Consider the following 21,865-nt stretch of genomic DNA (forward strand, 5'->3'; position numbering starts at 1 on the left):
ATATAATTGCGAAGCAATGGCAAAAAGGCGTAACGGAAAACAAGTCCTGTGCACAAACTTGTTAGGCATTTTAAGGGCAGATAGTACTCCAACGCTGTGAAGCCTCAAGTGCACCGGCGCGAGCAGCACAATCGCTTATGTCAGCAGCGCAAGAACGTTCCCAGTTACCAACAGTGTCAGAATGATGAAAAATGTGGCACTCAAAAGAAGTGGCGTCCGGTTCTGACGAATAAACTGCCCAAGACGCGATACACTCAGAGTCCGCATTACAAATTTCAAAGCAGGCATTATTCTCTAGTTCATCTAATGCTGAAACTGTAGTTACACTGGCTATGAAGCCACCTTCTAGCGACCAAGAATATGCTCCATTTTTTGGTATTGCGCTCAGTAAACCATTGTTAGGTTCATGATCGCAGCTAACAGCATAACCAGCACCACTATCTATCAGAAATTCAATTTGCCTAAGTGTACCTGCAGGCTTAGTATGTGTATCTGATGGGCATCCTTGTGGGTATTGGTCTAGATTAGCAAAAGCTTCGCAAATATGTTGATGGTTTAGTGTGACATCAACATTTTGCTTAGAATCCAAGCTACCGGAGCAGTCCTTAGTATTCCAAATTCCATCGCGATTAATATCTTCTTCTTGATCGTCAATCCTATTAGAATTTGTATCCCAGCAGTTGAGACCATCAACTCCATCAACTCCATCAACACCGTCAACTCCATCAACTCCATCAACCCCATCAGCACCGTCAACTCCATTAACACCAGGCGACCCTTTATCTCCATCAAGGGGACAACCAGCTAATAAGCCAGTGATCAAGATAAGGCAAATTGATTTTGATATTTTCACATTACTCTCCTTGACAAAAATTATTATAGAGTCTTCTATTTTAGCCTAACGCCCCACTAAGAGGCGCAAAATGCAGGGCTATAATTAGTGAGGTACGAACGCAAGCCATGCTTTTTGCGTCCTACTTTAGTGTCTTGTTAGGCATTTGATAGCGCGAGTTCCGCTTCCTTCCTCTTAGCCTTTAAAGATAAATTGATAGACATTATTACTAACGAAAGACCAACTGTAGCCAAAATAACTAAAGGAAATATAGGTATATTTAAGTTCGCATTAATTAATTGAGCACTTCCTGCACCAACGATGAAATCTCCAATAATTGAACTTGTCCAGATAAACCCAAAAACTCCAGTAAAAAGTAAAAACACACCTGAATATAACATTGCGATTAAAAATTTAACGTTCATAAAACTTCCTTATTTTTGTGAACCGTATGATTAGCGGTACAGATTGATGTAATTAAAATGCCTAACGCCTGGTTAAGAGGCGAGTTTTAGCTTGCTAGACTGTTTGCCGAAGGCTCGAGCAAGCTATTACGAGACCTTCTTTAACCACTTGTTAGGTAACTTTGTTAGTTTGATTTATATAATTCTTTAGTTGTTTACCAAAGATATAAGCCAATAAAAGACTAATAACTTGAAAAGGTATTAGTAAAAAACCACCAACTAAAAATGCCTGAAGAAGATAACCACTAATAAAACCTTCGATTATGAAATACCCAATAAATAATGTATTTACAGATAATAAAATCACTGCTTTAGCGTTTGGAAAGCTAGTTTTAAATAACATCCCAATAGATATAAGAAAAATTATTGGTGTCGTTAAATAAGATAGAACAACAATCTCAGTTCCCATACTAATTACCTAACGCTTCATTAAGAAGCGAATTTAGGCTTGCTAAACTAAGTGACGAAGGAACTCGAGCAAGCCGTGACGAGTCTTTCTTTAATGACTTGTTATATTTCACTTTAACACCTCGTTGATATGTTGATCTAACGATGAATTTTCAGATGAAGACTTATATAAAAACAAAATCTCCAACATAGCAATTGGCATGAAGTAAATTAGAAGAGAATTAGACCCATACGTACTAATTGCGCTGGGAAGTATTGGCAACATTAAAACAGGCAATGCCCAAATATACGCAATTGGCCGAGTTCTAATATGAAGCTTACTCTGTTCTCCAATGCTTTCTATCCATACCTCTTTTGAAACGGAGTAATTTAATTGAGGATAAGAAATATTTTTCTGGAAACTAAGGCCAAATGTTCTTGTACCTTTGCTCTCTACCTCAATGTATTTGGTATCATTGACAAATTTATTATCAAGCGAGAACAAACGCTTTATAAGTAAATCGGCAGATAATTTTGTTTTAATTACTCTAGTTTTTCGAAATAGGCTAATCATGACTGTGAAATATAACGCTTGCCTAAACGGCAATTAATAATGGACTACAATATTGAGCGCAGCGACAATTGTCCATTGTTAATTGTCCGAGCGAGCTTGTGAGCGAATTGAGGCACTTGTTATATTACGTTTCACAAAAATCTTTGAAAAGAGCGTTCGCTGTTGTAAAGCTTATAGTAAACATTTGATAGCCAACTGGTATTTTCCATAAATATACAGTTTCAGAAATTGTATACTTACCTTTTATTTTAAATTTCCGTCTTAAAAATCCATTATTAGAAATAGTCGTTAGATTTCGACCAGTTTTTAAGGCAAAAATAAACTTTCTAAATTTTTCTAATTCTACTGGAATTGAATAAGCTGTTCCAAGAGGTGAGTTAGGATTTAAATTTATTTGTAACTCAATAGCGTGGTGATTTTTAAAGTAAACAAAAAATGTTGCTTCAAAAAGTTCACGTGTTTCTGGATAGCGTTTCCATTTTCCAATACTAGAGGTTAAATCCATAGCTACTCGAGTAATATAACGCCCAAATAATGGGCTAAAAATAGCTTGCTAAACTGTTGAGGCACGAAACACAGCAAGCTGTTTGTGTGATCTTCCCCCGATAAAATGGACACCATCCATTTTCAATTTACCGCCAGTTCAAATTCAGCGGGTGTTTTATATCCTAAACTCGAATGTAACCGCTGTCTATTGTAGAAGTAGTTTAAGTAACCTTTTAGCTTGGTTAGTAGATTACTCATTGTTTCAAAACGATTTCCGCGAATTAAGTCGGCCTTTAATGAGTGAAAAAAGGACTCAACTTCTGCGTTGTCTGTACAGCAACCTGGTCTATTCATACTAGCGTTAATGTTATGACGCTTTAAATACTGCTGGACAGTATGAGCACGATATTCGGCACCTCTGTCAGTATGAAATAAGACGTTACCTTGAGGTTGACGTTTTTTAATGGCTAAACGCAGTGCTTTGAGAGTCAGCTCAGTGGATTTGTTTTTACCAAAGGCCCAGCCAATCACTCTGCGCGAAAACAAGTCAATGACAACCGCCAGATAATGCCACTGAGAGCCGACTTTAAGGTACGTAATATCGCCGGACCATTGTTGATTAATTGACGTCGGCTTATCCATTTCTTTACGTTTGTTTTGTATTTCTTTATAAAAGAATTTCACCTTAGCTGGCTTACTGTAAGTCTTAAGCGCTCTAGCTCTCAAGCCATGCTCTCGCATTAATCTAGCGACCCTTTTTTCACTCGTAACTATGCCTAACCGTTTGAGCGCATGATATATACGCGGACTTCCGTACGTTTGATGGTTCGCATTAAACACCGCTTTTATCTGCTGCAACAACTGGGCATCTCTCAAAGCTCTCGCTGAGGGTGGTCGATTACGCCAAGCATAAAAACCACTTGGAGATACATTAAGCCAATCACAAAGGTATTTGACGCCTAAGGTTTCCCCGAACGTTTGGATGAATCCAAATCGCTCTGATGTACTTCCGCCAGATACCGTTGCCACTTTTTTAGAAGGTCATTCTCCTGCTTAAGACGTTCGTTTTCTTTCTTAAGTTTTTGAATGTTATCCAACTCTTTTTTGGTTGGGAGTTTATCCATTAGTTCGTTATTACTTTGATAGCGCGGTGTCTTTTTAAACTTACCTTCTCGATATTCTTTACGCCAACGGCTAAGCATTAATGGATGAATATCAAGTGCTAAAGCAACATCCTTTGACATGACATTGTCTCTTAAGCTTAGCTCGACAGCTTTGATTTTGAAATTAACAGGATAAAACCATGTTTTTCTGGGTTTGGTATATCTGGGCATTTGAGCCTCCTCAAAGTAATGAGGAGGTGTCCACTAAAACGGGGGAGGAGCACAGTCCCGTTAATTTGCTTGTTATATTGCGATTACAACGCAGCCTTAATTAAATTAGAAAATTCTATTGATGCTGATTCAATGACATACTTATTTAACGTTAAAGCATAACCTTGTGTATTTGAGCTATCATTTTTTGTCGAGCCGTCAATGTAGTACATACGAAAATCATTTAGATCTTTTTTCGATTGCCAAATACCACCAATTAATTGAGCAGTACAACCACCAGTTTTTCCTTCAGTCCCCATACATGAAGAATGATTTGAACCTTCAAAATAGTAACCGCTATCATCTTGGTATTTAGCCACGTATTTACCTTTATTCACACCAAAATACCAAGTAACCATACCTTTATTTACTTTATATATAGCATCATCATTTAGGATGATTGTTTTATTCGTGGAATATTCTGATAGGTTATCTTTGGATTGAAACGAAGGGATAGACGCACATGCGCACAGTAGTATAGAAAAGGCTAAAATAACTCCGTACTTCATTTAAAACTCCATGATTTGATTAGCAATATAACGCTAGCCTAAACGGCAATTAATAATGGACTACAATATTGAGCGCAGCGACAATTGTCCATTGTTAATTGTCCGAGCGAACTTGTGAGCGAATTGAGGCTCTTGTTATATTTCTTTTCGCAATGAGCTTACTTGACCTTCAAGACTGTTATCAGGAATACGCTTACTAAGAATATCTAATAACTGCTCATAACTTGCTGACTTATAACGATAGTTGTGAGATATCGTTGCAATAATAAGAGCAAATGCCGCGTAAGCAAACTCCGTTGAGTCAATGTAGCCAAAATACATAAAAAGAACAGCTATAAGCATAAGTACTAACAGGAAAAGCTGTACAAGTTGTTTGGACTTCCGTTCTCGGATAGCAGAATTAACTAATCCAATTTCTTTGTCTGATAATTCCATTTTTGATAAAACTCCACTGGAAATATAACGCTAAGCTTTGGGGCGCTAGCACGTGGGCTAAAATTCGAACGAAGTGAGTCAGCCCACGTGTTAGCGTCCCAGCGACCGAAGGGAGTGCCAACAGCGGTTTGTTAGCTGCCGAACTACTCTAAGTCTTCATCGTAAATACGAGTAAAGTTTTCAAACTCTGTACCTACAAGGTCTTTTTCAATGATGCGCTTAGCAACCTCAAAATCGACAACGTAATTACATACTTCCATAGTATCACTGCCAATACTTCCTCCATCACAGTGTCCTAAGCCAGTCCATCCAAGTGTTTCATTTAGACGATCTTGAAGCCTTGCTCTTTTTTCTAGATCTTGTGGTGTCCCGAACCCGTCTACAGAATACTCAACCATAAGGGTAAACTCTTGCTCGACTTGACTGAATCCATTAGCGACTAAATCATCAATTTCCTTTTGAATAGCTTTCTGTGGATTTTTAAACAGGCCATTTTTTAGAACTTTACTCTCGCCAGTCGTACCGAGTTCTCCCCAGTGAACCGTATGAGTTCCATCATCGTTTGGCCAAGTTTCCCAGTATTCCTTTTTCTCTTCAGAGAAACGATATAGTTTTAGCACAAAATATCCTATAGGCAGCTAACGCCTGCCACAACGGCTTGGGTGAAGTGGCGGTGTTTTTGCGTCTTTTTGCAAAAACAGTGACAGTTTACCCAAGTCCGATTGATGGCACTTGTTATGCTTTTGCATGCACGACCTTTGTAAATTGATAGTTTAAAGTAGCCCCACCACCACGATTATGAATATGGTACTCGTTGAGAGCGCCATTAACTAAACAGCATAAAATACCGATTGAATCAGGCTGCTTAGCCTGAAAGGCCATTGCAGAGATTTGCGATTTTAGAGCGGGAGTTTGTTTGGCGCCATTAACTACATTTGCAAATTCTTTTAATTGAGGGTTGTTGGAATTTACGACGGGCATACCATCAAAGACCTCAAGAGTTTGAACCTCTGCGGGATTTGAACGAAGCAAGTCGACAACTTTAGATGCAATACGCAGATCAGGAATTTCACCTTTTGTTAGCTCTTCTGGCAGAAGGATTTCGAACTCAGCGAATGAGGCATAACTGCTCTGCTTTACTTCTAGCTGTGCCTTCTTCCTAAATAGTTTGAACATCAATTTCTCCTAAGGCATAACGCTTTGCTAAGGGGCAATTGACTGTTGGCTAAACTTGCGCGAAGCGCCAAGCCAACTGTTAATTGTCCCAGTGAGTTTACGAACGAACTTGAGCAACTTGTTATGTGTTTTTGAACCGTTGCATCAAATATATACCGCCAACTATGGTTCCAAAAGGAAAGCTTAGCAAAATAATTATAGAAAGAGGTAAAGCAATTTTATGAACAGTTTTACTTTGCTTAAGTAGATAAACACCACAAAGCCAAGCTAAAACGTTTACTGCCAATAATATATTTATAAGTAGAATTAAAAACATTGGTAATGAATCAAGGTTTGAAAGTTGCGATATCCCTAATATGTATACAAATAGAAATGCACATGTAGCAACTGCTCCGTAAATGGTAAACGCCCAGCCAGATATTTTAAATTGATTATCCATAATACTTACAATTCTCCATGATTAAGAAACACATAACGCTTGCCTAAACGGCAATTAATAATGGGCTAAAATATTGAGCGCAGCGACAATAGCCCATAGTTAATTGTCCGAGCGAGCTTGCGAGCGAATTGAGGCTCTTGTTATACACCGGCTTGTTGATTGTAACTCATAACGACATAGTAAAAGGCAAAGACTATAGTTAATAATCCGACAATGGAACACCAAGTGCCGCTTTGATTACGTTCTAACCCAAAGCTAGAAGTTTGAGGCCTAGGATAGTTTCCAAAAGTAAAAACTTTACAAAGTGGCCATCCAACCCAATAACAAATAGTGTTGAAAAATAGCTCAGCTAGTATAAATCCAATGGCCCTGAAAAAGCCGCTAACTATTTCTTCCACTCTAAAATTCCTATAGGTGTATAACGCCCCATTAAGAGGCAAATGATAGTTGGCTAAAATAAGCGACGAAGGAGCAAATAGCCAACTGTTATTTGTCCTGCTTTAATGGCTTGTTATATGACAATTTCATCGGATCGCTTTTGGTCTTGATACTTTTAGAAGTAATTTGCCACTTACCATCAAGTAACTCCCAGATTAAAGTGATTTTTTGATTTTCGCTTGTAACCCCCATATCGGTAGAGGCTATCCTCATTTTGGACCAGATCATATGTGCTTTGGTCTCGCTTAATACATTTACTCTTGCTTTATCGATATCAAACATTTTATCTAGTTTATCTAATTTCCCATATGCGTTAATTACATCAGTCGAAATTTGACTTGATAATTCACTTGAAACTGAGCTGCACCCTGATATAGAAAAAACTAAAACAAACGACATTACTTTAAAAATATTGAAATTATTCACAAAACTCTCCTTTGTTATATAACGCTTGCCTAAACGGCAATTAATAATGGGCTAAAACATTGAGCGCAGCGACAATAGCCCATGTTAATTGTCCGAGCGAGCCTGCGAGTGAATTGAGGCACTTGTTATATTGAGAAGTCACTTTTTAGTTAAGGATTTAACAACCTTTTCTAACTCAGTCACTCTTAATTCTAGCTCTTCTACTTTTGAGGAAGAGCCTGATAAAGATTTAAAATCTTTAACTAGCTTTTTAGGGTCAAATCCGTAGTTTATTATGAAAATTAACACCGCCAAGGCCAACATTAATGACACGATTTCCCACATGTTGATTTCCTTATTTTTAATAAATACCAAGTCGAAAAAGTTAAAGAATGCTTTCACGACCGAACTCAATGTTCAAATCGAAATATAACGCCCCATTAAGAGGCAAATGATAGTTGGCTAAAATAAGCGACGAAGGAGCAAATAGCCAACTGTTATTTGTCCTGCTTTAATGGCTTGTTATATGACAATTTCATCGGATCGCTTTTGGTCTTGATACTTTTAGAAGTAATTTGCCACTTACCATCAAGTAACTCCCAGATTAAAGTGATTTTTTGATTTTCGCTTGTAACCCCCATATCGGTAGAGGCTATCCTCATTTTGGACCAGATCATATGTGCTTTGGTCTCGCTTAATACATTTACTCTTGCTTTATCGATATCAAACATTTTATCTAGTTTATCTAATTTCCCATATGCGTTAATTACATCAGTCGAAATTTGACTTGATAATTCACTTGAAACTGAGCTGCACCCTGATATAGAAAAAACTAAAACAAACGACATTACTTTAAAAATATTGAAATTATTCACAAAACTCTCCTTTGTTATATAACAGTGTATTAGATGGAATTCTTTTTAGTTTGTTTTTTTGACCTAATAAGAGATTTTTTAATACACGAATTTAATTTATTTAATATCAACACTGTAGATAATTATTAAATAGTTTTAAAGAAAAACTTTGCAGACGTAAACGAGAAAATAAAAAGGGGGTTCAGTTTTATTCTTGTTTAATTTTTCCTGTTTTAATTATTTACCTGTTTTCCTTAGTAAATATCAGGATGCGAAATTTTCAATTCGATACAAAACTCAGATGTTGGGTACAGATTAATTCGCAGATTTGAAAAATGGCAATTATAACTGTGTATAAACACAGTGAGGTCATTATGAAACAAATTCCTTTTATAGAAATGGTTCGAATTGAAATGCGTACGCGACGATGCAGTTTAAAAACAGAAAAAAGTTACATTTATTGGATTGTGAATTTTATTCGCTTCTGTGATATGCGTCATCCAGAGGATTTAGGCAACTTAGATATTGAGCGTTTTCTTAATTATTTAGCGGTCGATAGAAAAGTAAGTGCAGCGACACAAAATCTTGCTTTGTGTGCGATTATATTCATGTATAGGAATGTTATAAAACGCGAAATAGAGGGACTGTCTTATTCTAATACAACCAAACCTAAGCGGCTGCCAACAGTATTAGAATCCCATGAGGCCCAAGAAATTCTGATGCAGATGAGTGGTAAATACAAGCTTATAGCCGCATTGCTTTATGGATCAGGGTTTAGAATCAATGAAGTATTAAAATTGAGGATAAAAGATCTAAATTTCGAAAATAAAACCATTCTAGTTCATAGAGGTAAAGGGGCTAAAGACAGGTATACGATCATGCCAATGTCTTTAATTGCTCCGCTACAAGATCAAATTAGATTGGCTCGTCGAATTCATGAGCGCGACTTGAGTGAAGGAGAGGGATTTACATCTATGAGTTTAGGGTTGAAGCGAAAAGTTGGTGAGGCTGCGAAAGACTTTTGTTGGCAATATCTTTTCTTATCCTCAACCCGTTGCGTACATCCATTTGATGGTTATATCTGTCGTCATCATATTCATGAGTCCGCGTTTAGAAAACAATTAAGAAAAGCAGTTTCCGCTAGTGGCGTAACTAAACGAGTGACTGCGCATACTTTTAGGCACTCCTTTGCAACGCAACTCCTGCAGATGGGAACCGACATCAGAACGGTACAGGAGCTTTTAGGGCACTCTGATTTAAAAACAACAGAAATTTATACCCACATTTTAGGTAATAGGTTCGGTTTCACTAAGAGCCCTGTAGATTTAGCAAACTTGAGCCCGGGTTAAAAATGTCAACGATCAATTGTCGATTCACGTTATCAGGCATTTTTGTTTATTGAGTTCAGGTAAAGAGCTTGGTTTTTCTAATTGCTTATGTATCGATAGAGTTGGGCGTTAACTTGCCCTGCATCTTTTTGTTTTATCAAATCGAAATTGTCAGCCTTATCACTAGTGCTGAGATCAAAGTTTGCACCTTTTTCTTGCTCGATATACAGCAATGAGTTTTCGGCTAATTTGTTGCTAGCCAGCAATAGGTCTATAGCAGGTTGAACCAAGTTAGCGTGAAATGGAGGGTCAACAAAAATAATATTGAATTGACCACTTATTGATTTGGCTTTTTGGAAAAAGTCGCCTTGATGAACAATGATTTGTGTGCCTGCATTTAGCGATTGGCAATTTTCTTTTAACTGTAAAGCCGCCTGTTTGTTTTTTTCTATCGCAGTCACTTGTTTAGCGCCTCTTGAAGCAGCTTCAAAACCCAAAGAACCAGCGCCAGCAAAACAATCTAAAACAACAGAGTTACGAATGTCAGTCATTAGCCAATTGAATAATGTTTCTTTTAAGCGATCGGTAGTGGGACGTAAACCTTCCTTATCGTGAACCCTCAATCGTCGGCCTCGCCACTGGCCACCGATGAGACGAATTTCACCTTTATTGTGAGTTTTACTCGATTTCTTTTTGGTTCGAGTCGGGAAATTTGAGGAGGGTTTCAAAGTTGCACCTTTATTCATCAATTGAACAGTTAAAATCTGCGAAGATTTACGATAACATACAGGCCATATTATCCCGCTCATGCGTTCACATTTAAAGGTTTTTTTAATGGCAAAGAAGTCAGGTTTCTTTTCTTGGTTTAGTAAAGATAAAAAAGAGGCGCCGGAAACACCGGAGCAACCAGTAGTAAACACTGAGAGCGAGGACGTTGAAAGCCAACTTGAATCGTCTACAGAGACGCTCATTTCTTCTACAACTACTCCTATTAGTGAGCAACGCGAGCAAGCTGAACAGGCAGAACTTAATAAGCAGTCAGAAGTAAATGAGCCGGCAGAACTTAATGAGCAGGCAAAAGTTACTGAGAAAAGCGAGCAGTCAGAGATAACTGAAACAGAAGTAATTAAAGTATCGGAATCAACGGTTACCGAAGAATTGCAATCAGATGGCGTTTCGTCTGCTGAAATAGAGCCGGTAGTTGCTCAGGACCTAACTATCGAGAGTAAAGTGGCTAGTGAGCTTGATGAGCAACCTGAAGTAGCACCGGTTGTCGACGCACAGCCGCAACCTCAGGAAAAGCCAGGTTTATTTGAACGTTTAAAACGTGGGTTGGCCAAAACTCGTGAGCAAATTGGCGGTGGTTTTCTGTCGTTGTTTGCTGGTAAACAAATAGATGACGACTTATATGAAGAATTAGAGACTCAGTTGTTGATGGCCGATGTTGGCATGGATACAACAATGAAGTTAATTGATAGCTTGACGGAACATGCAGATAGAAAACAACTAAAAGATGCTGATGCCTTGTATGGTTTATTGAAAAAAGAAATGACCGATATTTTGGCGACAGCTGATAAGCCACTAGTACTTCACAATGATGACGGACCGTTTGTTATTTTGATGGTAGGTGTGAATGGAGTTGGTAAAACCACAACAATAGGCAAATTAGCAAAACAATTTCAGCAGCAGGGTAAATCTGTAATGTTAGCAGCTGGAGATACCTTTAGAGCGGCAGCCGTTGAGCAATTGCAAGTCTGGGGTGAAAGAAACAATGTGCCAGTTGTTGCGCAGCATACAGGAGCTGATAGCGCGTCTGTTATTTTTGACGCATACCAAGCAGCCTCTGCTCGAAAGGTTGATGTATTAATTGCAGACACAGCAGGTCGCTTGCAAAATAAAGATAATTTAATGCAAGAACTGGAAAAGATTGTCCGGGTATTGAAAAAGATAAACGACAAGGTGCCACATGAAGTTATGCTGACGATCGATGCGACAACCGGTCAAAACGCCATGAGTCAGACTAAGTTATTTAATGAGGCGGTAGGCTTAACGGGTATCACCTTAACTAAGCTTGACGGTTCCGCTAAGGGGGGCGTTATTTTCTCAGTTGCAGCCCAGCATAATATTCCAATTCGTTATATTGGTGTTGGTGAAGGTGTTGATGATTTAAGAACATTTGAGCATAAAACATTTATTGATGCGTTATTCGACTAAATACTTTTTAACCGGATTTGGTTGAGTTAATCTGTAGGAAAATAATAACAAGAATCATAGAGCGACTTCGTTCGCTCTAAAGTTTAGGGAAGCGTAAATGATCCGATTTGAACAAGTCAGTAAAACCTATCCGGGTGGCTTTAGAGCACTTGAAAAAGTCTCATTTGAAGTTGCAAAAGGAGAAATGGCTTTCTTGACAGGACACTCTGGTGCGGGCAAGAGCACCTTACTAAAATTAATTAGTATGATTGAGCGTCCGTCAATCGGTAACGTTTTTATAAACGACAAAAACCTAAACTTAATTACCCCGAACAAAGTCCCATATGCTCGCCGTGACATTGGCATGATTTTCCAAAATCATAGACTCTTACAAGAGCATACTGTGTTTGATAATGTGGCGTTGCCTCTGGTTATTGAAGGCTATACACAAGGCGAAATTGCGAAACGTGTTCACGCAGCCTTAGATAAAGTAGGCCTACTAGATAAAGCTAAGTGTTATCCAAAAACGTTATCAGGTGGTGAACAGCAGCGAGTAGGTATTGCTAGAGCGGTCGTGAATAAGCCACCATTGTTACTAGCGGACGAACCAACAGGAAACTTAGATCCAGAACTGTCCAAAGAAATTATTAACGTATTTCAACAGTTTAATGATGTAGGAGTATCGGTTTTGATTGCTACTCATGATTTAGGCTTAATTGCTCGAATGAAAAACCGTACGCTAACGTTAAACAAAGGACAAATGATCAACGATGGATTAACTTCCACCACAAATGGCTTAGGGTTTTAAGGACGCACATGAGTATTCTATTTAATTCTGAACAATCAGGTGCATCTAAGCAAAAGATAGGTCCAATTCAGCGATTTGTTTTTTTCTGGGTCAACAATATTCGTCAAATTGTTACTAGCTTAGGTGAGATTTGGCGAACACCGATAGCCTCGGTAATGACGATTTTAGTTATGGGTCTGTCACTTACTTTGCCAGCAACCTTGCATATAATTGTTAAAAACGTTCAATCAATTAATGTTCAGTGGGATAGTGCCTCAGAAATAAGTCTGTTTTTACATGAAGACTTGTCAGAGCAACAAATCTCAAGCGCTATTCGACGAATAGGTGCTTACGATGAAGTTGAGTCTTTGCGCTATATAAGCAAAGACGACGCGCTGGTGGAATTTAAAAAGCTATCGGGTTTTGGTCAAGCACTTGATTATTTGAAAAGCAACCCATTGCCAGCGTCATTAATAGTAACGCCGCAGCCTCAGTACCGACAAGCGCAACCGGCAAAAAGCTTATTGTATAAGCTACAAAAAGAGCGTGAGGTTGATTTTGGCAAGTTAGATATCGATTGGTTAGCAAGATTAAACGCTATTGTATCCATGCTTGAAGAGTCGGTCATTACAGTCGCTATTCTGCTTTTAGTATCCGTTGTACTTATTATCGGCAACACCATACGGCTGTCTATTATCTCTCGCCGGGAAGAAATAGAAGTAATGAAACTGGTTGGTGCAACAGAGTCCTTCATCCAAAGGCCGTTTGTCTATACGGGGATATGGTATGGCTTAATGGGCGGACTAGTTGCTTTTATAGTACTTACATTTGTGGTGTGGTGGATGCAGTCTGCTTTAGTGGACATCTCTGGCTTATACATGTCTGATTTTGAAATTCAGGGTTTAACGTTCTCTGAATTTCTTACGTTACTACTTTTAGCGTCGGGGTTAGGCTTCTCAGGTGCCTACTGGTCAGTTCATCGACACATAAAAGAAATCGAACCCAGTCTTGATTAATCCAATGCTAACTAACCAACGTATAGCAAAATAGTCAAATATACCAAAGGTGGCCATAGCCACCTTTTTTGTTCCTGGTTAATAAACGCTTACAAAACTCGTACAACAATTTCATGTAAGTGATTGATATTAATTTATATTTTATTTTTCAGGATTGTTTATTTTGCATAGATCTTTTTGTTCTATAAATAGTTAAAATAAAATTAGCACTCTTAGATTGAGAGTGCTAATATCATTGTCAGTTAACCAATTCAGGTTTCTAAAGGAGCTTCACAATGAGTCAAGTTAATAAATCAATGACATTAGCCTTATCGCCTCAAACAGGTAGTATCGAGTCGTACGTGTCTTATGTTTCTGGCATTGATATGTTGTCTGCGGATCAAGAACGTGAACTTGCGTACAAACTTTATGAAGACGGAGACTTAGAGTCTGCACGTCAATTAATATTCTCTCATTTACGTTTTGTTGTTCATATTGCACGTAGCTACTCTGGGTATGGATTACCACAAGCTGATTTAATTCAAGAAGGCAACATCGGGCTTATGAAAGCGGTAAAACGTTTCAACCCTGAAGTTGGTGTTCGTTTAGTTTCTTTTGCCGTGCATTGGATTAAAGCTGAGATACATGAATTTGTTTTAAAAAATTGGCGTATTGTTAAAGTTGCGACAACAAAGGCACAACGTAAATTGTTCTTTAATCTTCGTAAGTCAAAAAAGCGCTTAGGTTGGTTTAGTAATGATGAAGTAGCAAATGTTGCAGAGACACTGGGTGTTTCTAAAAAAGAAGTACTTGAGATGGAATCTCGCATGAGCAACTATGATATGGCATTTGATATGGGTGTAGATGACGAAGACTCTGATACAGCCGCATATTCGCCATCATTGTATCTCGAAGCGGACAACTCTGATATGGCCGAAAACATTGCAAATGAGCAGTGGGAAGAACGCTCAAATCAGCGCTTATTATCAGCAATTAAAACGCTAGATGATCGAAGCCAAGATATTCTTTATAGTCGTTGGTTAGATGATAACAGCAAAACGACACTACAAGAGCTAGCTGATAAGTATTCTGTTTCTGCTGAACGAGTTCGTCAATTAGAAAAAAATGCGATGAAAAAAATTCAAGGACTTCTAGCTGCATAATTCATTGATAAAAATGGACAGTTAGGAAGACAAATTAACGTATAATAAAACCAGCTTCGGCTGGTTTTTTCATTTCAGCCGCTAACTATAATTTATTTAAGGACACTCATGATTGGCAATATAAAAAAGATGCGATCTACGTTAGATGCACAAAGTAACGTAACTTATTCACTGCCAGTAGGAGATGAGCTATTAGATTTGTCAGCGCGTATCGGAACTCAAATTACATTAACGCATACGGGTAATATTCACTGCTCAAATTGTGGTAAAAAAACCAAAAAGAGCTTCTCTCAAGGCTTCTGTTTTCCTTGTATGCGTAAACTAGCCGCTTGTGATATGTGTATTATGAAACCAGAAACATGTCACCATGCCGAGGGAACATGTCGTGAACCTCAGTGGGGCGAAGACAACTGTATGATCCCGCATTATGTATATCTTGCCAATACTTCTGGTTTAAAAGTTGGTATTACAAGACATACACAAATCCCGACTCGTTGGATTGATCAAGGTGCAACTCAAGCTCTGCCTATTTTTAAGGTTAAAACACGGCTCATTTCAGGGTTAGTTGAAACGGCTTTGGCTGATTTTATTGCTGATAAGACTAATTGGCGAGCCATGCTTAAGGGTGATAACGTTGAAATTAACTTACAACAAAAAGCCTTAGAGCTTATGCCATTGATTAATGAACGCTTAGATGAAGTAAGGCTCAAGTTTGGTGTTGATGCTGTTGAGCAATTATCAGAAGAAGTCGTAGACATTAATTTTCCAGTTGAGCAATATCCAAGCAAAATCGCTTCTCATAACTTCGATAAGAACCCAGTTGTAAGTGGCGTACTTCAAGGCATAAAAGGGCAGTATTTAATATTAGATACAGGCGTGATCAATATTAGAAAGTTCACTTCCTATGAAGTTGAAGTAAACTAGATTGGGTAAACCAGTAAGTATTATCTGATTTAAAAATGGTTATTCAGTTATTGTTGGTTCAAGCGGCTCGTTTTCAGGTCGCTGCCCGGCAAATTGAATAACCGGAGAGGTCGGTAACAGACTAGATAGTGGCACTAACTCAATACCAGCCTCTTCAAGCTCCAAAAGTTGTTCTTGCAGTACTTCATACGTTTCAGCATAAGGGTGGCCAATGCCGATGGCTGTTCCGTAATTTCTGGCAATATTAATAAGGCGTTTAAATTGTTTTCTAATTTGATCTTTGTCTTTCTCGTGATCTAAAAAAATATTTCGATGCAGCGAGTTTACACCCCATTCAGAGGCAATGACTTCAATTTTGCTATGTCTTGTTGTTTTGCTGTCTAGGAAAAACATATTGTGCTGCCTAAGCAATTCCATTGTCCAGGCCATAGGTTGCTCCATTTGCGTCAGTAAACTGCCCATATGATTATTAACACCTACGGCGTATGGAATATCTTCCAACGCTGAGATAAGTGTATTTTGATACTGCTGTTTACTCATGTCGTTAAGTAATGCGCCGGGCCCTAATAACTCGTTATTACTGCGAGCTTGCATTGGAAGATGAATAATGACATCACGTTGATTTTTTGCGGCAAGTTTTGCGTATTTTCTGCCCAGAGGAGTGTGCGGTAGCACTGCAAACGTTAACGCTGCATCTAAGTCTAATAATTTTTTGTCAGAGCGTTTGTAGCCTATGTCATCAATCACGATAGCGACTTTGCCCGCATTAACAGCAGGTACAGATAAGCTCAATATTATGGCAATAACGCCAGTCCATTTTAAAATTATGCGCACGTTAACAATCTAATTTTAGTTATATTTTATTATGATTAAGTGGCCTTATGTATCCTAAGGTCCTACTTAAATTTAGTTGTTTTTATATTTATAAAAATGATTATAACCTACTGATCGATAAAGTCACCTCTAACGAAAGCTTTAACGACACCACCGCGCAGGGTCTACGGTTTTTCCTTTGTATCTGATTTCAAAATATAAACCTGGTGTTGCTTTGCCTCCACTTTGACCAAGCAGTGCAATAGGTTCACTTTTCTCAACAAAATCGCCAGCCTGCTTTAACAAGGCCTGATTGTGACCGTATAAACTCATGTAGCCTTTACCGTGATCAATTACCGTAACCCAACCGAATCCTTTTAACCAATCTGTATATAAAACAATTCCATCAGCAATAGCGTTTACTGACTTACCTAAGTTGGCATCAATAATAACGCCTTTCCAACGCATTGAACCTTGTCTACGCTGGCCAAACCGCTTTGCGATTCGACCCTTAACTGGCCACTTTAGTTGTTTCTTTAAATTGTAAAGGCCAGCTAAATCTTCCGGTCTTGGTACAGCGTTACGTTGCGCATTTTCAATAGCGATAGCCAATCTTTGCTCATCGGCTTGAAGTTGTTCTAGCTTAGTTGAATCACTAGCAATTTTACGATTCAGTTGTGCCAGTGCTTTTTTTCTATCATTTTGTCTTGACACAAGCTGCGAGCGCTCTTGATTTTGTTGCTCGTTTAGCTCGTTAAGCTGTTGTTGCTGTTGTGTTAAATCGCGAGCAATTTCTTGTAAACGAGAAAGGGTGTACTCAATTTCTTCGAGTTGCTCAACACGAGCATCATTCAGTTTACGATAGTAAGTAATAAGCCGTTCTAATTGAGCAGGATCATTTTGATTAAGTAATAGCTTTGTGTAGTCATGTTTGCCGTTTAGATAGGCTGTACGTACCATTTCCCCGAGGATTTGTTGCTGCTGTTGTTGTTTTGCCAACAGCTTATTTTGTTCTGCTGTTAACTTTATTACTTTATCTTTAACAGTATTTAATTGATTTTGTGTTTGTTGTAACGCGATAACTAGCTCCGACACTTTTAATTCTGAGCGTTTAAACGTGTCTTCTAGGGTCGACTTTTCGGCAATCTTTTTATCTAAAGCTTGGGTTTGTTTTTTAATCTGAGCTTTTATATCGGCGAGTTGCTGATTCGACTTTTCTAACGCTGAATCATTGACCAAGAGTAATCTAGCAGAAGCATTGGTGACGGTTAGGCTTAATGCGCTAATCATCACCAAAACGATAGCTCTCACGATTCCTTGTGATCTCATATTATTTAACCGTCATTAATGGTTTGCCGGTCATTTCAGCTGGTTGTGGCATCCCAATAAGATGTAAAATTGTTGGTGCAACATCGCTTAATTTACCCTCTTTTGCCGGTATTGCATCTCGTCCTACATAAATAAAAGGAACAGGCTCACTAGTGTGAGCAGTATGTGCTTGACCTGTTTTGGTGTCACTCATTTGTTCAGCGTTACCATGATCAGCGGTAATAAGACATTCACCACCCACTTCTCGTAATGCTTCAACAACACGACCTACACAATGATCTACCGCCTCACAGGCCTTGACTGCAGCTTCAAAAACGCCAGTGTGGCCAACCATATCGCCATTTGGATAGTTCACCACAATGAAGTCGTATTCTTTTGATTTAATCGCTTCAACTAATTTATCGGTAAGTAATTCAGAATTCATTTCTGGTTGTAAATCATAGGTTGCAACTTGAGGGGAAGGAATTAGTTCTCGCTTTTCTCCCTCAAATAACGCCTCTCGACCACCAGAGAAAAAGAACGTGACGTGCGCATACTTTTCAGTTTCAGATATACGTAGTTGTGTTTTGTTGTGCTTTTCTAACCATTCTCCCAATACATTATCTAATGCCGCTGGTGGGAAAGCTGCGACAGTATCAATGTCCGCGGCGTATTCAGTTAACATTACAAATTTTGATAGTTTCGGAACGATTTTACGTGTAAAGCCCGAGAACTCTGACTCAACAAAACTGCGGGTTATTTCTCGTGCTCTATCAGCTCTAAAGTTCATAAAGATTAAAGTGTCGTTATCTTCAACTTTAGCGGCTTCTCCAATAATGGTCGATTTTACAAATTCATCGTTTTCATCTCTCGAATAAGCATTATCTAACCCTTGAGAAGCAGTGTCGGCGGTATACTCAGATTGACCTAACGTCAGCATATTGTAAGCAGCTTCAACACGATCCCAACGATTATCACGATCCATTGCATAATAACGGCCAATCAAAGATGCGACTTTACCTGACTGTGTTTCTGAAAAATGTGCTTCTAGCGTTTCAAGTGAGTGTTTTGCGCTTCTTGGTGGCGTGTCTCGACCATCCAAAAAGGCATGAACATATACCTTTTTAGCGCCACGCTGTTCGGCTAACTTAATCATCGCAAGAATATGATCTTCATGACTGTGCACACCGCCTGGCGACAATAGCCCCATAATATGGACCGCGCCATTTTTTTCAATGGCAGAATCAACCGATTGAACTAATGTTGGATTTTTGAAAAAGTCGCCGTCGCTAATCGCTTTACTAATTCGAGTGAAATCTTGATAAACAATACGTCCAGCGCCAAGGTTTACGTGGCCAACTTCCGAATTACCCATTTGACCATCTGGCAAACCAACGTCCATACCACTCCCTGAAATAAGAGTACTTGGACATTCCTTCCAAAGTTTATCTAAAACCGGTGTATTGGCGTGTGCAATGGCATTGTTTGACGTTTCTTCTCTATGGCCCCAGCCATCTAAAATACATAGCACAAATGGTTTTTTATCAGACATAACTCACTCTACAAATTAGATAAATTTTATATTGATTATTCTAACGTCAATTGCGTACTAAAGTCACAAAAAATTAGCTTTTGGACTCTTTCTAAGATGTAGGTATAATCGCGCGACTTTTGTTGTAAAAATGGAATAGTGTAAATGGCGCAATTTATCGAATTTTTAGGTAACCATGTTTATATGACGGCGGCGTGGGCGATATTATTCGTTCTTTTAGTCTCAAGTTATGTAACTGGTGCATTGTCGAAGGTTAAGACAGTTAATACTCATGAAATGACAATGCTAGTGAATCGTGAAAACGGCGTTGTAGTTGATATCCGTAAACCGGCTGAGTTTAACAAAGGTCATATCACTGACTCTGTTAACCTACCGATGGAAAAAATCAGCAATGCACAGTTTGGTTCACTTGAAAAAAATAAGACAAACCCAATAGTAGTAGTGTGTAACGCAGGTATTTCAGCTAAAACAGCTGCAAATACATTAGTAAAAGCGGGTTATGAAAACGTCGCGGTTTTACAAGGTGGCATGCAAACTTGGACAAGTGCAAACTTACCAGTAATTAAAAGTAAATAAGTAGATGAAGGTTTTTTGATGAAACAAATAGATATTTATACTAAGGCATACTGCCCGTTTTGTGTGCGTGCTAAGTCATTGTTAGACTCAAAGAATATTAGCTACAACGAGATTAAAATTGATCAGCAGCCAGAATTGCGAGCGCCAATGATTGAACGCGCATTAGGGCGTTCAACAGTACCACAGATTTTTATTGGTGACTTACATGTAGGCGGGTGTGACGATTTGTTTGCCCTTGAGCAACAAAAAAAATTAGATGCGCTTCTTTAACGTTTAGTTATTCGCGCAATTAAATCAAAACTATAATTATAAAAATTTCAGGAAATTTCTCATGACAGATCAAGCTACAGCGGCTCAAGAAGAGCAAGGTGCACCACAATTTTCAATTCAACGTATCTTTTTGAAAGACCTTTCGTTTGAATCGCCAAATGCGCCAACTATTTTTACAAAAGAGTGGAAACCTGAAGTAAAACTAGACTTAGATAACAAAAGTACTCAAATTGAGCCAGGTGTTTTTGAAGTTGTTCTTTCAGTAACAGTAACTGCGACGGTTGAAGATCAAACTGCGTTCTTATGTGAAGTTCAACAAGCAGGTATTTTTGTATTAGGTAACATGCCTGAGCAACAAATGGCACACATCCTTGGTGCATTTTGCCCAAATACCTTGTTCCCATATGCTCGTGAAGCAGTATCAAACTTAGTTAACCGTGGAACATTCCCAGCATTAAACTTAGCGCCAGTTAACTTTGATATGCTATTTGCACAATACATGGAACAAGCTCAAAAGCAGGCCGCAGAAGGCCAAGCTCTAGATTCTTAATCTATGGATATCGAAAAAAAGTTTAAAATTGCAGTATTAGGTGCGGGCTCATACGGGACCGCACTCGCCTTTTGTTTTGCCAGAAATGGTCACGATGTCATTATGTGGGGACGTGATAAAAAACAAATCGCTGCGATGCAGTCCAGTCGTGAAAATACTAAGTACCTACCGGGAGCAAAATTCCCAGAGAGCTTGCAGGTTACAGATGATTTACAGCTGGCGGTAACTCAATCTGAGTTACATTTAGTGGTTGTTCCAAGTCATGTTTTCTCTGACTTACTCATACAGATAAAACCTATGTTACCAGCGACTCCTAAATTGTGTTGGGCAACAAAAGGTTTAGATCCAGAGTCTGGACGACTACTTCAAGACGTAGCCAAAGACGTATTGGGTGATACGCCATCATTGGCAGTGTTATCTGGGCCGACATTTGCTAAAGAAATGGTAAAAGGACTGCCAACTGCTATTTCTTGCTCTTCAGAAGATGATGACTTTGCTCAGTTACTTTGTGACTTGTTGCATTGTGAAAGAAAGTTTCGTGTTTATAAGAACAAAGACTTCACTGCAGTGCAATTAGGTGGAGCGGTGAAAAACGTCATTGCCATTGGCGCCGGTATGGCCGATGGTATTGGTTATGGAGCAAATGCTCGTACTGCGTTAATCACTCGCGGACTAGCGGAAATGATGCGCCTTGCGTCTGCATTAGGAGCTGATCCTCAATCCTTAATGGGCATGGCGGGTTTAGGTGATTTAGTATTAACTTGCACAGATAATCAGTCTCGTAACAGACGTTTTGGCTTAGCATTAGGCCAAGGCAAATCGGTTGATGATGCTATGACGGAAATTGGTCAAGTGGTGGAAGGTTATCGCAATACCAAAGAAGTACACATGCTTTCTCAGCGAGCGGGTGTAGAAATGCCAATCACTGAGCAAATCTATCAAGTACTTTATCAAGGCAAGCCTGCAGAACATGCGGCGATGGCTTTGTTAGCTAGAGATCCGAAGAGCGAATAAAATCTTTAAACTGAAATAAC

The 21,865-nt window shown here is 38.8% G+C and carries 29 protein-coding genes; 10 read left to right on the plus strand and 19 right to left on the minus strand.

The window, feature by feature from the left end:
• Positions 1-70: 70 nt before the first annotated feature.
• The 15 genes from ACZ1GV_RS01025 to ACZ1GV_RS01095 all read right to left on the minus strand — a co-directional run bounded on the left by ACZ1GV_RS01025 (position 71) and on the right by ACZ1GV_RS01095 (position 8,393).
• The gene (locus ACZ1GV_RS01025) at positions 71-853 is read right to left on the minus strand and encodes a hypothetical protein (RefSeq protein WP_472674860.1); all 783 of its coding nucleotides are present in this window, start codon (positions 851-853) and stop codon (positions 71-73) included.
• A gap of 137 nt (positions 854-990) precedes the next feature.
• Positions 991-1,257 carry a hypothetical protein gene (locus tag ACZ1GV_RS01030; protein ID WP_472674861.1) on the minus strand — a complete coding sequence of 89 codons (267 nt, stop codon included), beginning with the start codon at positions 1,255-1,257 and terminating at the stop codon, positions 991-993.
• Positions 1,258-1,408: 151 nt separating this feature from the next.
• Positions 1,409-1,705, minus strand: coding sequence for a hypothetical protein (locus ACZ1GV_RS01035; RefSeq protein WP_472674862.1), 297 nt, complete (start codon positions 1,703-1,705; stop codon positions 1,409-1,411).
• Positions 1,706-1,813: 108 nt separating this feature from the next.
• Entirely contained in the window at positions 1,814-2,257 is a 444-nt protein-coding gene (locus ACZ1GV_RS01040; protein ID WP_472674863.1) for a hypothetical protein, read from the minus strand.
• 124 nt (positions 2,258-2,381) lie between these two features.
• Complete coding sequence (locus ACZ1GV_RS01045; RefSeq protein ID WP_472674864.1) at positions 2,382-2,762, minus strand: hypothetical protein; 381 nt, start codon at positions 2,760-2,762, stop codon at positions 2,382-2,384.
• 122 nt (positions 2,763-2,884) lie between these two features.
• Positions 2,885-4,077 (minus strand): IS3 family transposase gene (locus ACZ1GV_RS01050; protein ID WP_472674865.1). Its coding sequence is split into 2 segments (ribosomal slippage): positions 2,885-3,769 and positions 3,772-4,077, totalling 1,191 coding nucleotides; the frame shifts between segments, so codons are not numbered across the junction.
• Positions 4,078-4,160: 83 nt separating this feature from the next.
• Positions 4,161-4,625 carry a hypothetical protein gene (locus ACZ1GV_RS01055; RefSeq protein WP_472674866.1) on the minus strand — a complete coding sequence of 155 codons (465 nt, stop codon included), beginning with the start codon at positions 4,623-4,625 and terminating at the stop codon, positions 4,161-4,163.
• 135 nt (positions 4,626-4,760) lie between these two features.
• On the minus strand, positions 4,761-5,060 hold the full coding sequence (locus ACZ1GV_RS01060) for a hypothetical protein (protein WP_472674867.1): 300 nt from the start codon (positions 5,058-5,060) through the stop codon (positions 4,761-4,763).
• A gap of 143 nt (positions 5,061-5,203) precedes the next feature.
• Entirely contained in the window at positions 5,204-5,680 is a 477-nt protein-coding gene (locus ACZ1GV_RS01065; protein ID WP_472674868.1) for a hypothetical protein, read from the minus strand.
• Positions 5,681-5,795: 115 nt separating this feature from the next.
• The gene (locus tag ACZ1GV_RS01070; protein ID WP_472674869.1) at positions 5,796-6,236 is read right to left on the minus strand and encodes a hypothetical protein; all 441 of its coding nucleotides are present in this window, start codon (positions 6,234-6,236) and stop codon (positions 5,796-5,798) included.
• A gap of 121 nt (positions 6,237-6,357) precedes the next feature.
• Positions 6,358-6,675: a hypothetical protein gene (locus ACZ1GV_RS01075; RefSeq protein WP_472674870.1), complete on the minus strand. Its 318-nt coding sequence runs from the start codon at positions 6,673-6,675 to the stop codon at positions 6,358-6,360.
• A 140-nt stretch (positions 6,676-6,815) separates the two neighbouring features.
• On the minus strand, positions 6,816-7,073 hold the full coding sequence (locus ACZ1GV_RS01080) for a hypothetical protein (RefSeq protein ID WP_472674871.1): 258 nt from the start codon (positions 7,071-7,073) through the stop codon (positions 6,816-6,818).
• 88 nt (positions 7,074-7,161) lie between these two features.
• The gene (locus ACZ1GV_RS01085) at positions 7,162-7,539 is read right to left on the minus strand and encodes a hypothetical protein (RefSeq protein ID WP_472673694.1); all 378 of its coding nucleotides are present in this window, start codon (positions 7,537-7,539) and stop codon (positions 7,162-7,164) included.
• A gap of 138 nt (positions 7,540-7,677) precedes the next feature.
• Positions 7,678-7,863, minus strand: a complete 186-nt coding sequence (locus ACZ1GV_RS01090) for a hypothetical protein (RefSeq protein WP_472674872.1) — start codon at positions 7,861-7,863, stop codon at positions 7,678-7,680.
• A 152-nt stretch (positions 7,864-8,015) separates the two neighbouring features.
• The gene (locus ACZ1GV_RS01095) at positions 8,016-8,393 is read right to left on the minus strand and encodes a hypothetical protein (RefSeq protein WP_472673694.1); all 378 of its coding nucleotides are present in this window, start codon (positions 8,391-8,393) and stop codon (positions 8,016-8,018) included.
• A gap of 353 nt (positions 8,394-8,746) precedes the next feature.
• Here ACZ1GV_RS01095 and ACZ1GV_RS01100 point away from each other — a divergent pair, with 353 nt between their 5' ends.
• The gene (locus ACZ1GV_RS01100; RefSeq protein WP_472674873.1) at positions 8,747-9,721 is read left to right on the plus strand and encodes an integron integrase; all 975 of its coding nucleotides are present in this window, start codon (positions 8,747-8,749) and stop codon (positions 9,719-9,721) included.
• A gap of 77 nt (positions 9,722-9,798) precedes the next feature.
• On the opposite strand, the gene rsmD is transcribed toward ACZ1GV_RS01100, so the two are convergent.
• Positions 9,799-10,428 (minus strand): 16S rRNA (guanine(966)-N(2))-methyltransferase RsmD, encoded by a 630-nt coding sequence (gene rsmD / locus ACZ1GV_RS01105; protein ID WP_472674874.1) that lies wholly within the window; start codon positions 10,426-10,428, stop codon positions 9,799-9,801.
• 106 nt (positions 10,429-10,534) lie between these two features.
• Between rsmD and ftsY the strand changes: the two genes are divergently transcribed.
• From ftsY to ACZ1GV_RS01130, 5 genes are all read left to right on the plus strand, one after another.
• Positions 10,535-11,914 (plus strand): signal recognition particle-docking protein FtsY, encoded by a 1,380-nt coding sequence (gene ftsY, locus ACZ1GV_RS01110; RefSeq protein WP_472674875.1) that lies wholly within the window; start codon positions 10,535-10,537, stop codon positions 11,912-11,914.
• A gap of 97 nt (positions 11,915-12,011) precedes the next feature.
• Positions 12,012-12,701, plus strand: coding sequence for a cell division ATP-binding protein FtsE (gene ftsE / locus ACZ1GV_RS01115; RefSeq protein ID WP_210560383.1), 690 nt, complete (start codon positions 12,012-12,014; stop codon positions 12,699-12,701).
• 8 nt (positions 12,702-12,709) lie between these two features.
• Positions 12,710-13,696, plus strand: coding sequence for a permease-like cell division protein FtsX (ftsX, locus tag ACZ1GV_RS01120; protein WP_472674876.1), 987 nt, complete (start codon positions 12,710-12,712; stop codon positions 13,694-13,696).
• Between the two features lie 275 nt (positions 13,697-13,971).
• Complete coding sequence (rpoH, locus tag ACZ1GV_RS01125) at positions 13,972-14,838, plus strand: RNA polymerase sigma factor RpoH (RefSeq protein WP_472674877.1); 867 nt, start codon at positions 13,972-13,974, stop codon at positions 14,836-14,838.
• 108 nt (positions 14,839-14,946) lie between these two features.
• On the plus strand, positions 14,947-15,762 hold the full coding sequence (locus tag ACZ1GV_RS01130; protein WP_472674878.1) for a DUF2797 domain-containing protein: 816 nt from the start codon (positions 14,947-14,949) through the stop codon (positions 15,760-15,762).
• A 39-nt stretch (positions 15,763-15,801) separates the two neighbouring features.
• On the opposite strand, the gene ACZ1GV_RS01135 is transcribed toward ACZ1GV_RS01130, so the two are convergent.
• The 3 genes from ACZ1GV_RS01135 to gpmM form a co-directional block, all read right to left on the minus strand.
• Positions 15,802-16,596, minus strand: a complete 795-nt coding sequence (locus ACZ1GV_RS01135; protein WP_472674879.1) for a divergent polysaccharide deacetylase family protein — start codon at positions 16,594-16,596, stop codon at positions 15,802-15,804.
• 141 nt (positions 16,597-16,737) lie between these two features.
• On the minus strand, positions 16,738-17,904 hold the full coding sequence (locus tag ACZ1GV_RS01140; RefSeq protein ID WP_472674880.1) for a murein hydrolase activator EnvC family protein: 1,167 nt from the start codon (positions 17,902-17,904) through the stop codon (positions 16,738-16,740).
• A gap of 1 nt (position 17,905) precedes the next feature.
• Positions 17,906-19,435: a 2,3-bisphosphoglycerate-independent phosphoglycerate mutase gene (gene gpmM / locus ACZ1GV_RS01145; protein WP_472674881.1), complete on the minus strand. Its 1,530-nt coding sequence runs from the start codon at positions 19,433-19,435 to the stop codon at positions 17,906-17,908.
• 144 nt (positions 19,436-19,579) lie between these two features.
• On the opposite strand from gpmM, the gene ACZ1GV_RS01150 reads away from it, so the two are divergent.
• The 4 genes from ACZ1GV_RS01150 (at position 19,580) to gpsA (ending at position 21,845) form a co-directional block, all read left to right on the plus strand.
• Entirely contained in the window at positions 19,580-20,011 is a 432-nt protein-coding gene (locus tag ACZ1GV_RS01150) for a rhodanese-like domain-containing protein (protein WP_472674882.1), read from the plus strand.
• An 18-nt stretch (positions 20,012-20,029) separates the two neighbouring features.
• Entirely contained in the window at positions 20,030-20,281 is a 252-nt protein-coding gene (gene grxC / locus ACZ1GV_RS01155; protein ID WP_472674883.1) for a glutaredoxin 3, read from the plus strand.
• Between the two features lie 61 nt (positions 20,282-20,342).
• Complete coding sequence (gene secB / locus ACZ1GV_RS01160) at positions 20,343-20,831, plus strand: protein-export chaperone SecB (protein ID WP_472674884.1); 489 nt, start codon at positions 20,343-20,345, stop codon at positions 20,829-20,831.
• A 3-nt stretch (positions 20,832-20,834) separates the two neighbouring features.
• Positions 20,835-21,845, plus strand: a complete 1,011-nt coding sequence (gene gpsA, locus ACZ1GV_RS01165) for an NAD(P)H-dependent glycerol-3-phosphate dehydrogenase (RefSeq protein ID WP_472674885.1) — start codon at positions 20,835-20,837, stop codon at positions 21,843-21,845.
• Positions 21,846-21,865: the final 20 nt, after the last annotated feature.

The organism is Psychrosphaera sp. HA2-10 (assembly GCF_055693745.1).

Excerpts from the sequence above, each read along its gene's own strand:
- ftsE (WP_210560383.1), top strand. The coding sequence starts at position 12,012 with ATGATCCGATTTGAACAAGTCAGTAAAACCTATCCGGGTGGCTTTAGA.
- gpmM (WP_472674881.1), bottom strand. The coding sequence starts at position 19,435 with ATGTCTGATAAAAAACCATTTGTGCTATGTATTTTAGATGGCTGGGGC.
- rpoH (WP_472674877.1), top strand. The coding sequence starts at position 13,972 with ATGAGTCAAGTTAATAAATCAATGACATTAGCCTTATCGCCTCAAACA.
- ACZ1GV_RS01070 (WP_472674869.1), bottom strand. The coding sequence starts at position 6,236 with ATGTTCAAACTATTTAGGAAGAAGGCACAGCTAGAAGTAAAGCAGAGC.
- ACZ1GV_RS01035 (WP_472674862.1), bottom strand. The coding sequence starts at position 1,705 with ATGGGAACTGAGATTGTTGTTCTATCTTATTTAACGACACCAATAATT.
- ACZ1GV_RS01150 (WP_472674882.1), top strand. The coding sequence starts at position 19,580 with ATGGCGCAATTTATCGAATTTTTAGGTAACCATGTTTATATGACGGCG.
- ACZ1GV_RS01090 (WP_472674872.1), bottom strand. The coding sequence starts at position 7,863 with ATGTGGGAAATCGTGTCATTAATGTTGGCCTTGGCGGTGTTAATTTTC.
- gpsA (WP_472674885.1), top strand. The coding sequence starts at position 20,835 with ATGGATATCGAAAAAAAGTTTAAAATTGCAGTATTAGGTGCGGGCTCA.
- ACZ1GV_RS01075 (WP_472674870.1), bottom strand. The coding sequence starts at position 6,675 with ATGGATAATCAATTTAAAATATCTGGCTGGGCGTTTACCATTTACGGA.
- ftsX (WP_472674876.1), top strand. The coding sequence starts at position 12,710 with ATGAGTATTCTATTTAATTCTGAACAATCAGGTGCATCTAAGCAAAAG.
- secB (WP_472674884.1), top strand. The coding sequence starts at position 20,343 with ATGACAGATCAAGCTACAGCGGCTCAAGAAGAGCAAGGTGCACCACAA.
- ACZ1GV_RS01030 (WP_472674861.1), bottom strand. The coding sequence starts at position 1,257 with ATGAACGTTAAATTTTTAATCGCAATGTTATATTCAGGTGTGTTTTTA.
- ACZ1GV_RS01040 (WP_472674863.1), bottom strand. The coding sequence starts at position 2,257 with ATGATTAGCCTATTTCGAAAAACTAGAGTAATTAAAACAAAATTATCT.
- ACZ1GV_RS01140 (WP_472674880.1), bottom strand. The coding sequence starts at position 17,904 with ATGAGATCACAAGGAATCGTGAGAGCTATCGTTTTGGTGATGATTAGC.
- ACZ1GV_RS01055 (WP_472674866.1), bottom strand. The coding sequence starts at position 4,625 with ATGAAGTACGGAGTTATTTTAGCCTTTTCTATACTACTGTGCGCATGT.
- ACZ1GV_RS01100 (WP_472674873.1), top strand. The coding sequence starts at position 8,747 with ATGAAACAAATTCCTTTTATAGAAATGGTTCGAATTGAAATGCGTACG.
- ACZ1GV_RS01130 (WP_472674878.1), top strand. The coding sequence starts at position 14,947 with ATGATTGGCAATATAAAAAAGATGCGATCTACGTTAGATGCACAAAGT.
- grxC (WP_472674883.1), top strand. The coding sequence starts at position 20,030 with ATGAAACAAATAGATATTTATACTAAGGCATACTGCCCGTTTTGTGTG.
- ACZ1GV_RS01060 (WP_472674867.1), bottom strand. The coding sequence starts at position 5,060 with ATGGAATTATCAGACAAAGAAATTGGATTAGTTAATTCTGCTATCCGA.
- ACZ1GV_RS01045 (WP_472674864.1), bottom strand. The coding sequence starts at position 2,762 with ATGGATTTAACCTCTAGTATTGGAAAATGGAAACGCTATCCAGAAACA.
- ftsY (WP_472674875.1), top strand. The coding sequence starts at position 10,535 with ATGGCAAAGAAGTCAGGTTTCTTTTCTTGGTTTAGTAAAGATAAAAAA.